This is a genomic window from Spirabiliibacterium pneumoniae, assembly GCF_014884995.1.
Taxonomy (GTDB): Bacteria; Pseudomonadota; Gammaproteobacteria; order Enterobacterales; family Pasteurellaceae; genus Spirabiliibacterium; species Spirabiliibacterium pneumoniae.
In genome coordinates this window covers 22,290-35,946 of sequence record NZ_JABMII010000020.1, presented here as the reverse complement: position 1 = coordinate 35,946, position 13,657 = coordinate 22,290, and the positions used below count along the sequence as shown (strand labels likewise).

Below are 13,657 nucleotides of genomic sequence, written 5' to 3'. Positions count from 1 at the left end.
GTCGGCTTAGGTGGCGCAGCGTTGTTCCGCTCTCACGGCGGTGATGATAATCACGCTCCTGACGTGGCTGACCAACCAAGCGTTGAACAAGATCCAGCGCACCAAGGTGGCATGATCGTGACGCCAAAAGGCAACGATGACAAAGTGACCATCACCTTCACTGACGAAAACAACCAACCCCACACCGTGGTTGTGGCGAAAGACCCGAACGGCAAATGGAAACCAGAAGGCGACTTGCCAACAGGCGTACATGTCGAAAACGACGGCACCGTCACCCTTGACCCTAACGCCGTGAAAGACAACACCCCAGTGAAAGCCATCGGCGGCAAAGACGGCGCGGACGACAGCACCCCTGCCACTGGCACCGCGGGCAATGATGCCGAACCTGCACGCGAAGCCCCTGAAATTGTGATCCACGATGGTGATGAAGGCAAAGATCCAGCCGATCGCTTCTTAAATAAAGAAGAAGTCGACAACAACCCAACTGCCACTGTCACCCTGCCAAAAGACGCTAAACCAGGTGACACTTTGCACGTGACCTTTGAAGGCGAAGGCAAAGAGCCAGTAGATGCCGATCCAATCGTGTTGACGCCTGAAATGATCAATAAAGGCACCGTTGAAGTCCCTGTTGCAAAAGACGCGATCCCTGAAAAAGGCACTTTGACCGCCACTGCGGAAGTGACCAACAAAGACGGCGTGCCAGGCAAACCAGCACATGACAAAACCAACGTTGACCAAGTGGTACCAGGCGACAGCAATGGTGATGGCAAGGCTGACGGTAGCGACGAAAACAACGGTGCGCCAGTTATCTCTTTCCCTGAAGATAACTCACCAAAAGACGGTGTTTTAAACGGTAAAGAAAATCAATCTGACAACAATCCTGATAAAACCACCATTCAAGCGGATCTACCAAAAGGCACTGAAAAAGGTGACACTGTTGAAATTAAAGTCACAACCACTAACAAAGATGGCGAGCGTGAAGAAAAAACTATCTCAGTGAAAGTGGAAGACCCAAGCAAACCTGTTACCACCAGCGTTGACGTGAAAGAAGGCGACAAAATCACAGCAACAGCGACGGTCAAAGACCCAGCGGGCAATCACTCAGCCCCTTCAAACACCGCAGAAGTGACTGTGGATGGCAAAGCGCCAATTGCGCCAGTTAAGCCACAAGATAACGGCGATGTGAAAGTGGACATGCCAACAGACCCTGATGCTACCAAAGTGACCATCACCTTCCCACCAGAAGATGGCGGCAAAGATAAAACCGTGACCGTGGTTAAAAATCCTGATGGCAAATGGGAAATTGAAAACCCAACAGACAACCCAGATGTGACAATTGACAACAACGGCACTATCACCATCCCAGCAAAAGATGTGAAAGATGGCGGCAAAGTGGAAACCGACGCAGAAGATAAAGCGGGTAATCATGGTAAAGACGATGGCAAGGCTGAGCCAAACAAAGATAAAGACGACGCAGGCAAAGACCCTAGCGATGATCCAGCACAGCCTGAAAACCATGCGCCTGATGCCAACGATGACGAAGCCAATGGCTCAAGTGACAAACCTGCAAAAGGTAACGTGTTAACCAACGACAAAGATGACGATTCAGATCCATTAAAAGTGACTGGCGTGAAAGTTGATCTTGATGGAGACGGCACACCTGATGACTTGCCATTGGGCAAAGAAACACCGATTTTCAAAGACGGTGAACAAATTGGCACCATTAAAGTGGATGAAAACGGTGACTTCACAATCACCCCAAGCAAAGGCTATACAGGTGATTTGCCAGAGGTGACTTATACTGTGACTGATGGCAAAGACAGAAGTTGAAAGTCACTAACGATAACAAACCTGATAACGATGGGAATAAGCCAACCCCAGGTGACGACGGTAAAGATCCACAAGATCCACAAGTACAACCTGAAAATAAAGTACCAACATCAGAGCCTGATACCGCTAAAGGGTCTAGCAAAGAGCCAGCTAAAGGTAATGTGTTGGCTAACGACAGCGATCCAGATGGTGCTGCTCAAGAAGGCACAAAAGACCTTGAAGTGACAAAAGTGGTTGTTGAAAGCAACGGCAAACCAACTGAAATCACAGTTGGTAAAGCGACCCCAATTTTGGATAATAAGGGTCAAGAGATCGCGACTGTGACCGTGAATAAAGACGGTAGCTTTGAAGTGACGCCAAAAGAGGGCTACACTGGCGACTTGCCGAAAATTACCTACACGGCGACAGACAAAGACGGTGCGACCACAGAAAACAGCTTGACGGTGACAAACACCAATAAAGCTGCTGAACAGCCACAACCTGAACCGCAAGATCCACCAGCTGCGCCTGAAAACCATGCGCCAGTGGCAGTGGAAGATAAAGCGAATGGTACAACAGAGGAACCAGCAAAAGGTAATTTGTTAGACAACGACACCGATGAAGATGGCAAAGAAACCATTTCACTGACCGAAGTGAAAGTGGATCTTAATGGTGATGGTGAGCCTGATAACTTAACGTTAGGTAAAGAAACACCAATCATGAAAGACGGCAAACAAATTGGCACCATCAAAGTGGATGAAAATGGTGACTTTGTGGTAACACCAGCGAAAGATTACACTGGTGAAATGCCGAAGGTCAGCTACACCATCACTGATGGTGACAAAACAGATGAAGGCTCATTGACGGTGACAAACAAAAATCCACAACCTGAAAATCAAGCACCAGTAACTACTGATGATACAGGCGAAGGTTCATTTGATAAGCCAGCAACGGGCAACGTGTTGACCAACGACAACGATCCTGACAATTCAGGTAAATTGAAAGTCACTGGTGGCAAAGTGGGTGACCAAGACATCCCTGTGGGTAAAGAAACCACTATCAATGATGAGCACGGCAACCCAATTGCCAAAGTGACCTTGAATGAAGATGGCACATTCACAGTAACGCCTGAAAAAGGCTATCACGGTGAAATCCCTGATATCACTTACACTGTCAGCGATGGTGACAAGGATGCAACGGGCACATTGAAAGTGACCAACAAAAACCCAGAAAACCAAGCGCCAAGTGCGGAAGCTGACAACTTTGCAGGCTCAAGCAATGAACCCGCTTCAGGCAACGTGTTGGATAACGATCGTGATCCAGATGGTTTAAGCAACGATCCACACAAAGACTTGACAGTGACCAAAATTACCGTCGGTGACAAAGAGATCCCTGTAGGTGAGCCAACTGTGATCAAAAATGGTGAAGAAGATGCTGGCACATTGACCATTGGCAAAGATGGTCAATTCGAATTTACGCCAAAAGAAGGTTACACAGGTGAAATCCCTGAAATTAAATACGAAGTAACTGATAAAGATGGCGCGAAAGGCGAAGGCACAGTGAGTGTGGCCAATAACAACAAACCAGCTGAACCAACACCAGAGCCAGAGCCACAACCGAAAAACCCTAATGAAGTGGGCGTGGATATCAACAAAATTGGTCAAGATATCCAAGGGCCTGTTGATGGCAATGGTTATGCGAAAATCTCTCAACAACAGTTGAAAGACGACTTCCCATTTGTGGTGGCGGGTTCAACAACTGAAGTTCGCCAAGGCACTGAAGTGAAAGTGAGCGTGACGAAAAAGAACTCAACGGAAGTGTTGTTTGAAGGCACTGCTACTGTCGATGGCCGTGGCAACTGGTCTGTTGACGTACCGCATAGCAGCAAATGGTTAACAAGCGTGAAAAACGGCGATGAGTTTGACGTGAAAGCGAATGTTGAACAAGATGGCAAAACTGCTGAAGACATCGACAGAACCGCGCCAGCACAGTTAGATAGCCATTTGATGGATGGTGTTAACCGCTTGACAACGTCTTTGACTAAGACCGAAGGCCCGTCAAATGAAGGTATGGATAAAGGTGATATCCCTGAGCTTTATGAAAAAGGTATCGCATACGCACCGATGTTGGAAGGTGGTCAACAAGCCACACCAGATTCACAATGGAAGGCTACTGATGGCGATGACATTTTGCAATTGCCAGGAACAATTGATACTCAACCAAATCCAGGTGAGAAAATTGTGATTGACCTAGGCAATGGTAACAATGTGCTTGAAGCAGGTCGTATTGAGTCTGGCGCAGGTGTTGCTGGTGAGCCAGATGTTATCATCAATATGGGCAATGGTGATGACTACCTCAACCTCTATGATCCAAAAACGGCACAGTTGTCAGGGTCATTAGTGAACATGGGGGCAGGCAATGACCGTATCTATGTTGAACATGACGGTATTACAGGTTCAACCATCAACATGGGTGATGGTAATGACCTTATTCAAACGACGAGTTTGAATGCAGGTAATACCATTGAAATGGGCGCTGGCAATGATACTCTTGTGATTAACGGTTCAAATGAACCAGCAAGTATAGGTAATGGAAATACCATTGACTTTGGTGATGGCACGGATATGCTTGTAATGCAAAGCCAAACGACAGCTGTATTGAGTGCTAACCAAATGAAAAAACTAGAGTTTTTGAATATTGATGGCGCCAAAGCACTCACAGTTAAATTGACGGCGAGTGATTTTGATAGTTTCTTCTCAGATTCATCAGATAATCATCCTAATGGATTAGTTATTTTCGGAACAAAAGATCAATCAAATGAAATCCATCTTTCTGGCTCCAAAGGTACTAAGTTGATATCACGGGAAACTCCAGATCATCAGAATATTAGCGGTTATGAGTATGAAACTGAGACAGGTCTAAAAGTCCTTATTGATGAGCGTTTAACGGATAATGTTATCCTTGGATAATATAATGCAATGATAAAAACCCACCCACCGCGGTGGGTTTTTTATACCCATCAAAACTCAAAGTGCGGTCAGGGTGCTAGTGAAAGACAAAGAAAAAAACGAGCAGAAAAGTCAAAGAACGGTTAAAATACCCACAAATCCCAAACCAACCTCACCAAAAGGACACAAGATGAATATCTTAATCATAGGAAATGGAGGGCGTGAACACGCACTGGCCTGGAAAGTGGCACAATCTGATAAAGTGGAGCGTGTTTTTGTCGCCCCAGGCAATGCGGGTACGGCGCTAGAGCCCAAGGTGGAAAATGTCGCTATCGCGGTCACTGATGTGGCGCGCCTAGTGGAGTTTGCCCGTGAACAAGCTATCGATCTGACCATTGTTGGCCCTGAAGCACCGTTGGTTCTTGGGGTGGTGGATGCCTTTCGGGCGGCAGGCTTGAAAATTTTCGGCCCAACCAAAGCGGCAGCCCAGCTTGAAGGCTCGAAAGCGTTCACCAAAGATTTCTTAGCACGCCACCATATTCCAACGGCGGACTATGCCAATTTCACTGAAGTGGAGCCAGCCCTTGCCTATGTGCGTGAAAAAGGCGCTCCGATTGTGATCAAAGCCGACGGTTTGGCGGCGGGCAAAGGCGTGATTGTGGCAATGACGCTGGAAGAGGCCGAAAGTGCGGTGCGTGATATGCTCGCAGGCAATGCCTTTGGCGACGCTGGCCATCGCATTGTGGTGGAAGAATTTTTAGCTGGCGAAGAGGCGAGTTTTATCGTGATGGTGGACGGCAAACACATCGAGCCTATGGCCACCAGCCAAGATCACAAACGCGTGGGCGAGGGCGACACAGGCTTGAATACGGGCGGCATGGGCGCCTATTCACCCGCCCCTGTGGTGAGTGAGGCGATTCACCAACGCATTATGCAAGAGGTCATCGTGCCAACCGTCGAAGGCATGGCTGCCGAGGGCAACACCTACACGGGCTTTTTGTATGCAGGGCTGATGATTATGCCTGACGGGCAGCCAAAAGTGATTGAATACAATTGTCGCTTTGGCGATCCAGAAACCCAGCCGATTATGATGCGCTTGGAATCCGACTTGGTGGAATTGTGCTTAGCCGCGTGCGATGGCAAGCTCGACACCGTGCGTTCACAATGGCGAGAGCAAGCCGCGCTAGGCATTGTGCTGGCCGCGCAGGGCTACCCTGGTGAGTATCGCAAGGGCGATGAGATTTCAGGTGTGAAAAGTGCGGTTCAAGACGGCAAAGTGTTTTTAGCGGGCGTGAAAGCGCAAGACGGTAAATTTATCACCGACGGTGGGCGCGTGTTGTGCGTGACCGCACTTGGCGATACGGTGGCGGCTGCGCAGCAAAAAGCCTTAATGCTGGCGGAAAAAATTACGTGGAATGGGCGCTTTTACCGCCGTGATATTGGGCATCGTGCCATTGCGCGTGAGCAGGTGATGTCGTGAAATGGCCTTTGACCGCACTTTGTTTGTTGGCGCTATCAGGCTGTGTGCAGCACGGCCGTGTTAGTGCAACGTCTCCACTGGTGGGGGATTGGGTCTGCCCAATGACCCATAAAAAACAAAATATGGCGCAGACGGATTATATCCGCTTTTTGCCTGATGGGCGCTTTGAGGGCAAAGGCAGCTTTGTTTACCCGATGCGAAAGCCGCTGTTTCGTTTTGCGCAAACATTTACGGGGCATTGGCAGCAGCGTGATAATGTGGTGGATTTTCATGTCACGAATGCAACGCTCACCCGCCAGCACAGCGACAGCACGCAACGTAAATTGAAAACATCGAAAAAATGGCGGGCGCAAGAGCAAGCGTTGTTTGCTCGCGCCAATGCAGAGCACCGTCCAGGCGATGTGGCCAGCCGCGTTGAGCTTATTGATGTCAGCGCGCGTGAGTTTTCCTATGTGCAGCATCGTGGTGATGAGAGCTATTATGGTGGCTGCGTGCGCGCCCATAAACAGGAGATCAAGTGATAAAATCAATCTTGACCGCACTTTGCCTTTTGGCGAGCCTTAATGCGTATGCGCTGACGGTGAAGCCTGTGGATTTGCACGGCAAATGGCTGTGTGGTGTAAGTTATGATGACATCAGTCTTGGCACCATTGATGCCACGGAGTTTAACGCTGATGGCACGTTTAAAAGCCAAGGCATTGCAGAAACGCCGATTGAAAAGCCCGTGTTGCATTATCGCAGCCAAGCCCGTGGCACGTGGGCACTCAAGGCGGATCATTTGGTGTTGACCTTAACTGAGAACAAGGTGCAGCGTGATTTTTCTCAGCAGGTGGAGGCTATGCTGGCGCAAAACCCACAAGCGCAGGCGATGGAGCAAGCGCTGTTTGAGGCGTTGTCCAGTGACGATGAGCAGGGCAATGAAATTGATTTTCGGCTGTTGGATTTTGCCCAAGATAAATTTAACTATGAGCAGCGCATCGGTGAGCATAAATTTTATGGTGGCTGCAAACGCTGATGAATCTAATTCATTTATATGTGAAAAAATTGATATCCAGCACGCTTGAACCGTGCGTAAAAACCGTTAGACTATTACAATTCAACCCCCAATAGAAACAAGGAAAGACTATGTTAAAACGCGCCATGAATATTGCAGATTATGATCCTCAGCTGTGGGAGGCCATCAAAGCGGAAGACCGCCGTCAAGATGAGCACATTGAGCTGATCGCCTCTGAAAACTACGCTAGCCCACGCGTGATGGAAGCGCAAGGCTCGCAGTTGACCAACAAATACGCCGAAGGCTACCCAGGCAAACGCTACTATGGTGGCTGTGAGCATGTGGATGTGGTTGAACAATTGGCGATTGACCGCGCGAAAGCGTTGTTTGGAGCAGATTATGCCAACGTGCAACCGCACTCAGGTTCACAGGCGAATGCGGCGGTGTATATGGCGTTGTTGCAACCAGGCGACACCATTTTAGGCATGAGCTTGGCCCACGGTGGGCACTTAACCCACGGGGCGGCGGTGAGTTTTTCAGGCAAAATTTATCACGCTGAGCAATATGGCATCACTGATGATGGCGTGATTGACTACGACGCATTGCGCAAACAAGCGCTTGAAGTGAAACCGAAAATGATTGTCGGCGGCTTTTCGGCTTATTCGCAAGTGGTGGATTGGGCGAAAATGCGTGAAATCGCCGATGAAGTGGGCGCGTATTTGTTTGTGGATATGGCGCACGTGGCAGGCCTTATTGCCGCTGGCGTGTACCCAAGCCCGATTGATCATGCCCACGTTGTTACCACCACCACCCATAAAACCTTAGCAGGCCCACGCGGTGGCTTGATTTTAGCCAAAGGGGGCAATGAAGAACTGTACAAAAAACTCAACAGTGCAGTGTTCCCAGCAGGTCAAGGTGGCCCATTGATGCACGTGATTGCTGCCAAAGCGGTGTGCTTTAAAGAGGCGATGGAGCCAGAATTTAAAGCCTATCAACAGCAAGTGGTGAAAAACGCCAAAGCCATGGTGGAGGTATTCAAAGCACGTGGTTACAATATTGTCTCCAATAGCACTGAAAATCACTTGTTCTTGGTAGATTTAGTCAATAAAGGCTTAACGGGGAAAGCCGCCGACGCTGCGTTAGGACGCGCTAACATCACCGTGAATAAAAATGCCGTACCAAACGATCCAAAAAGCCCGTTTGTGACCTCAGGCATTCGTGTGGGCACGCCATCGATCACACGCCGCGGCTTTAAAGAGGCGGAAGCCAAAGAGTTGGCAGGCTGGATGTGTGACGTGTTAGACAACATTGAGAGCGAAGAGGTGATTGCACAAACAAAAGAAAAAGTATTGGCGTTGTGCAAACGTTTTCCTGTTTATGCGTAATCATTGAAACGCTATAAAAAAGCGAGCATTTAGCTCGCTTTTTTGTTGCTCAGGTTAGTGCCAACCGCACTTTATCGTGTCTTACACTCGCACTACACGCGCTTTTGGCTTGCGGCGAGTAAGCAGGCGCAACGTGGTGTAGCCTAAAATGGCTGACATTAGTGATCCCAGCAAAATACCGATGCGCGAGAGGGTGTTGATTTCCTCACTGGTGTTTTCAAAGGCGAGACCTGAGAGAAACATCGCCATCGTAAAGCCGATTCCACAAAGTATGGCCACACCAAAGATGTGCTTTAACCGCACTTTATCAGGCAGTTTTGCCACGCCGAGTTTGATTGCCAAAAAGGCAAAGCCAAACACGCCTAAGGTTTTGCCGAACAATAAGCCTGTGCTGATGCCCATTGGTAGCGCACTAAAGAGCATATCACCGTTTACACCAGCAAGGGATACACCTGCATTGGCAAAGGCAAAAATAGGCAAAATGAAAAAGGCTGACCACGGGGTGAGTGTGTGTTCCAAATGCTCCAGCGGGCTGTCACCATTTTTATCCGTCAGCGGAATGGTGAAGCCTAAAATTACGCCTGCGAGCGTGGCGTGTACACCTGATTTCAGTACGCATACCCACAACACTAAACCGATTAGCATATAGCTTGTTAATGCACCGATGCGCATGCGGTTCAGGATTACCAATAAGGCGATGCAAATGCCCGCACCAACCATGGCGGCCGTGCTAAGATCACTGGCGTAGAAAATGGCAATTACCACAATCGCGCCGAGATCATCAATAATGGCCAGCGCCAGTAAAAAGATTTTCAGCGCCAGTGGAATACGTCGACCCAGCAGAGCTAAAATGCCAAGCGCGAAGGCGATGTCAGTTGCCATTGGAATGGCCCAACCTTCCATAGCAACAGGATCATGCTGATTAATGCCCCAAAATACTAAGGCGGGCATCACCATGCCACCTATAGCTGCAAGCACGGGTAAAATGGCTTGTTGATAGCTTGATAGAGAACCGATGAGAATTTCACGCTTTACCTCAAGCCCGACCAGCAAAAAGAACACCGCCATCAGCCCGTCATTAATCCATAGCAACAATGCTTTTGATAGCCCATATTCACCAAAGCTAATTGTCAACTTGGTGTTAAGAAAACCAAAATAGTGCCCCGCCCAAGGTGAGTTGGCGAACAGTAGCGCCAGCAGTGCGGTGGCAAGTAAGATAATGCCACCTGAGGATTCCATTTTGAGAAAACGCTTAATAAACGAGGTCATATAACTCCTTAAATTCTTGTGCATTTTTATTTTAAAAGTGCGGTTTGATTATAACTGAATATGATAAGAATGTAGAGTTAGCTCACATTTTCTTGCATTGATTTGGATATTTTATTGACAGTTTTAGACAGAGATCATATTTTCAATGTTACAGAAATGATAAAAATAAGTTAAATCATGAAAGGAGAGCCTATGAAATTGATGAAAAGTACCCTTGCATTCGCCATTGGCGCGGTGAGTTTGTTAACACTCAACGCCTGTGACGACAAACAGCCTGCGCAAAATCAACAAAGCAGTACCAGTACACAGTCAGATGCCAGCCAAGGGCTTGAGAGTAAATTTGTCACCATTGCCACAGGCGGTGCATCGGGGCCATATAATATTATTGGAACTACGCTTGCAGAAACCTACTCCAAGGTGTTTAAAACTAATTCGAAGACCCAAACCACAGGCGCCTCGGTTGAGAATATCAATTTGATCAATCAAGGCAAAGTGGAAATGGCGTTTGTGATGAGTGATGTGCTCAGCGATGCGGTGAACGGCACAGGCAATTTCAGTCAAAAATTGGACAGTGTCAGCGAAATGGCGGCGTTGTATCCTAACTTTGTGCAAATTGTCACCTCTGGCAAAACAGGCATTAAAACCATCACGGACTTGAAAGGCAAACGCGTAGCTACTGGTGCACAAAATTCAGGCGTTGAAGTCAATGCGCGTAATTTGTTGGCGGGCTTTGGCATTACCTATAACGACATCACCGTGGATTACTTAGGTTACGCCGAAGCGGCCGATGCGCTCAAAGCGGGCAAAATTGATGCGGCCTTTTTAACCAGTGGCTTACCGAACTCTTCGTTGATGGAGCTGCAACAAGGCTTTGATTTGCAGTTGGTCAGCATTCCTGCAGATGGTGCAGCGAAAATTGCGGAAAGTAGGCCGTATTTCACGCCAATGGACATTCCTGCAAACACCTACGGCAACAAAGAGCCTGTGCCAACGGTGGCGATTAAAAATGCGCTTGTGGTGCAAACCAAAATGAGCACTGACGATGTGTATAAATTAACTAAGCAGTTCTTTGAAAGCCTGCCTGCACTGGCCACCGCACACCAAGCGGCGAAAGCCATCACGGTGGAGGGCGCGCAAGAAGGATTGGTTGCACCATTGCACCCTGGCGCTGAGAAATATTACGCTGAAGTCAACGGTCAAAAATAATGAATAAGCTAAAGTGCGGTCTGGCGGTATTGGGGCTGACCGCACTTTGTGCTTTGGTGCCAGTGCAGGGTGTTGAATTCCACAGTGAAACCCTGCATTGCTTGTTAAAAGGCGAAACATTTCGCCTGCGCTGGCATCATTCGGTGGAGCACCAGTGGTGGATTGAACAATATCGTACCCAAGGCGAGCAGCTTATGCTCACCGCCACGTGGATGCAAACCTTTGGGGCGGGCACGCCTTCAAAAGGTGAGTCCATCAGCGCGCCACCTGGCTATGTGGGGTTCAAGCGGGCGATAGCTATGCGCGAGATTAACTGGATGGTATCACGCAATATGCAAGGCACAGTGTTAATGAACGGTGAGCAATGGGCTATTTATCAACATCTACCTGATTATAGTCCTGTGACAATTCGCCCAATCAAACAGCCATTTTTTATGTTTTTATGGAGAAGATGCCAATGAGTGACAAGCCGCACGCGCCTAATACGTTAGGAGCGCACGAACAAGCCATTTTAGAAAAATTTGATCGCGAATCGGTTACGCGGCATTTGGTCGCAGGCGTACAACAATACCTGCTGGTGGGCATTGCGATTTTTTATTCGTTATTTCATCTTTATATCACATTTTATCCGCTGCCAACGTTACTACAACGCGCCATCCATGTTGGGGTGGGTTGCTTGTTGATTTTTTTGCTTTACCCTGTCAGCAAATCTGCACGACGCGATAAGATTGCGTGGTTTGACTGGCTTTGGGGGCTGACCGCACTTTCTGGTGTGGGCTATTTGATAGTGCAATATGATGCCATTATGACGGTGCGCGGTGGCATTCCAAATCAATGGGATATTGCCTTTGCAATGTTGACTGTATTAGTTGTGCTGGAAGCGGCGCGGCGGATCACAGGCTGGATTTTGGTGATTTTTGCGCTGATCTTTTTGGTTTATCCGTTTATCAGCTCCATGAGTTTTATGCCTGATCGCCTGCTCACGCGCCCTTACGATATTGGCGACATTTTCGGACAGCTCTATCTTAAAACCGAAGGGCTTTATTCTTCAGCTATTGGTGCGTCGGTGACCTTTATTTTCTTATTTATCTTGTTTGGCGCATTTTTAGGGCGATCAGGCATGGGGCAGTTGTTTAATGACTTGGCATTGGCGTTGGCAGGGGATAAACAAGGCGGGCCTGCGAAAGTGGCGGTGATTTCCAGTGGCTTTATGGGCAGTATTAATGGTGCCGCAGTGGCGAATGTGGTCAGCACAGGGGCGTTTACCATTCCCTTGATGAAAAAAATCGGCTACCGCAAAGAGTTTGCAGGCGCCGTGGAGGCCAGTGCCTCAGTGGGCGGGCAAGTGCTGCCGCCAATTATGGGTGCCAGTGCGTTTATTATGGCGGAAACCACGGGTGTGAGTTATAGCACTATTGCACTGGCCGCCTTGTTGCCTGCCGTGTTGTATTATTTAAGTGTGATTGCACAGGTGCATTTTCGTGCAGGTAAACGCAACTTAAAAGGCATCCCCCGTGAACAGTTGCCACAGCTGAAAGCGGTGATGAAAGCCCGTGGGCATATGTTGTTGCCAATTGTGGCACTGGTGTGGTTTTTGGTTGAATCGGTGCCAATTGGCTACGCCGCCGCCTACACCATTGGCATTACGGTGCTGGTGAGCCAAATCCGCCAAGAAACGCGCATGGGCTGGCGCGATATTCTCGGCGCACTGGAAGATGGCGCGCGCCAAGCACTGCCTGTGATGGCGGCCTGTGCTGTGGTTGGGATTGTGATTGGCGTGGTGAACCTCACCAGCTTTGGCTCGGTGATGACCTCATCTATCGTTACATTGGGTGCAGGCTCGTTGTTATTCACCCTGATTTTAACCATGTTGGCGTCAATGGTACTAGGAATGGGCTTGCCGTCAATTCCTGCCTATATCATCACTGCAACCATGGCCGCACCAGCGCTGGCGACGTTTGATATCCCTGTGATTGTGGCGCATATGTTTGTCTTTTATTTCGGCATTTTTGCTAACATCACGCCACCGGTGGCACTAGCGGCGTTTGCAGGGGCGGGCATTTCAGGGGGCGACCCGATGAAAACGGGCTGGCAATCTTTACGCTTGGCGCTGGCGGGCTTTATCGTGCCGTTTATGTTTGTGTATAACCCAACCATGCTGATGATCGACCCCACTGGGCTGGCCATCACTGCACGCGATTTTCCACTGCCGAGTGTGATCGCCATTGTCAGCGTGATTGTCACCTCCATTATTGGCGTGCTTGGGCTGTCTGCGGCCCTTGAAGGCTATTTCAAACAGCCAATGCCCGTGTGGCAGTGCATCGTACTTGCTTGCGGTTCCTTGATGTTGATCACCCCAGAGCACATTACCGATTTGGTGGGCATTATCGTTGTGCTGCTCATTGCTTTCCTCAATTTCCACCGCAAATAATCGATTCCCCAGTGCCAGCTGGGGATTTTTTCAACGATCAAATTTTGACAGATAAAATTCTTGAACCAGATCGCATTTTAATATCATCTCTTTCGCTAAAATGGCGCTCCTTAATTTTCCTTTTAGAAAAACAGG

Annotated in this window: 10 protein-coding genes; 9 read left to right on the top strand and 1 reads right to left on the bottom strand. The window is 48.6% G+C overall.

Annotated elements, in window-relative coordinates; genetic code table 11:
- From HPC38_RS10225 to glyA, 6 genes are all read left to right on the top strand, one after another.
- Positions 1 to 1,830 (top strand): Ig-like domain-containing protein (locus HPC38_RS10225; RefSeq protein WP_235977727.1); only part of this gene is annotated, 1,830 nt, incomplete at its 5' end.
- Positions 1,827 to 4,778, top strand: coding sequence for an Ig-like domain-containing protein (locus HPC38_RS10220; RefSeq protein WP_208121179.1), 2,952 nt, complete (start codon positions 1,827 to 1,829; stop codon positions 4,776 to 4,778). The genes HPC38_RS10225 and HPC38_RS10220, both read left to right, overlap by 4 nt.
- Positions 4,779 to 4,947: 169 nt before the next feature.
- Complete coding sequence (gene purD, locus HPC38_RS10215) at positions 4,948 to 6,237, top strand: phosphoribosylamine--glycine ligase (RefSeq protein WP_208121178.1); 1,290 nt, start codon at positions 4,948 to 4,950, stop codon at positions 6,235 to 6,237.
- Positions 6,234 to 6,758, top strand: coding sequence for a hypothetical protein (locus HPC38_RS10210; protein ID WP_208121177.1), 525 nt, complete (start codon positions 6,234 to 6,236; stop codon positions 6,756 to 6,758). Before purD ends, HPC38_RS10210 begins: the two co-directional genes overlap by 4 nt.
- Positions 6,755 to 7,252: a hypothetical protein gene (locus HPC38_RS10205; RefSeq protein ID WP_208121176.1), complete on the top strand. Its 498-nt coding sequence runs from the start codon at positions 6,755 to 6,757 to the stop codon at positions 7,250 to 7,252. The genes HPC38_RS10210 and HPC38_RS10205 overlap by 4 nt, the downstream gene beginning before the upstream one ends.
- Positions 7,253 to 7,362: 110 nt before the next feature.
- Positions 7,363 to 8,616 carry a serine hydroxymethyltransferase gene (glyA, locus tag HPC38_RS10200; protein ID WP_208121175.1) on the top strand — a complete coding sequence of 418 codons (1,254 nt, stop codon included), beginning with the start codon at positions 7,363 to 7,365 and terminating at the stop codon, positions 8,614 to 8,616.
- 81 nt (positions 8,617 to 8,697) lie between these two features.
- Here glyA and nhaA read toward each other — a convergent pair whose 3' ends face one another.
- A complete protein-coding gene (nhaA, locus tag HPC38_RS10195) occupies positions 8,698 to 9,885 on the bottom strand; it encodes a Na+/H+ antiporter NhaA (RefSeq protein ID WP_208121174.1) in 1,188 nt (395 codons plus the stop codon).
- A gap of 192 nt (positions 9,886 to 10,077) precedes the next feature.
- Here nhaA and HPC38_RS10190 point away from each other — a divergent pair, with 192 nt between their 5' ends.
- From HPC38_RS10190 to HPC38_RS10180, 3 genes are read left to right on the top strand one after another with little or no spacing between them, the layout of a single operon-like run.
- Complete coding sequence (locus HPC38_RS10190; RefSeq protein WP_208121173.1) at positions 10,078 to 11,091, top strand: TAXI family TRAP transporter solute-binding subunit; 1,014 nt, start codon at positions 10,078 to 10,080, stop codon at positions 11,089 to 11,091.
- A complete protein-coding gene (locus HPC38_RS10185; RefSeq protein WP_208121172.1) occupies positions 11,091 to 11,552 on the top strand; it encodes a DUF1850 domain-containing protein in 462 nt (153 codons plus the stop codon). Before HPC38_RS10190 ends, HPC38_RS10185 begins: the two co-directional genes overlap by 1 nt.
- Positions 11,549 to 13,522 carry a TRAP transporter permease gene (locus tag HPC38_RS10180; RefSeq protein ID WP_208121171.1) on the top strand — a complete coding sequence of 658 codons (1,974 nt, stop codon included), beginning with the start codon at positions 11,549 to 11,551 and terminating at the stop codon, positions 13,520 to 13,522. The genes HPC38_RS10185 and HPC38_RS10180 overlap by 4 nt, the downstream gene beginning before the upstream one ends.
- The last annotated feature ends 135 nt before the right edge of the window (positions 13,523 to 13,657 follow it).

Coding starts and splice junctions, on each gene's coding strand:
- purD (WP_208121178.1), top strand. CDS start 4,948: ATGAATATCTTAATCATAGGAAATGGAGGGCGTGAACACGCACTGGCC.
- glyA (WP_208121175.1), top strand. CDS start 7,363: ATGTTAAAACGCGCCATGAATATTGCAGATTATGATCCTCAGCTGTGG.
- nhaA (WP_208121174.1), bottom strand. CDS start 9,885: ATGACCTCGTTTATTAAGCGTTTTCTCAAAATGGAATCCTCAGGTGGC.
- HPC38_RS10190 (WP_208121173.1), top strand. CDS start 10,078: ATGAAATTGATGAAAAGTACCCTTGCATTCGCCATTGGCGCGGTGAGT.
- HPC38_RS10185 (WP_208121172.1), top strand. CDS start 11,091: ATGAATAAGCTAAAGTGCGGTCTGGCGGTATTGGGGCTGACCGCACTT.
- HPC38_RS10180 (WP_208121171.1), top strand. CDS start 11,549: ATGAGTGACAAGCCGCACGCGCCTAATACGTTAGGAGCGCACGAACAA.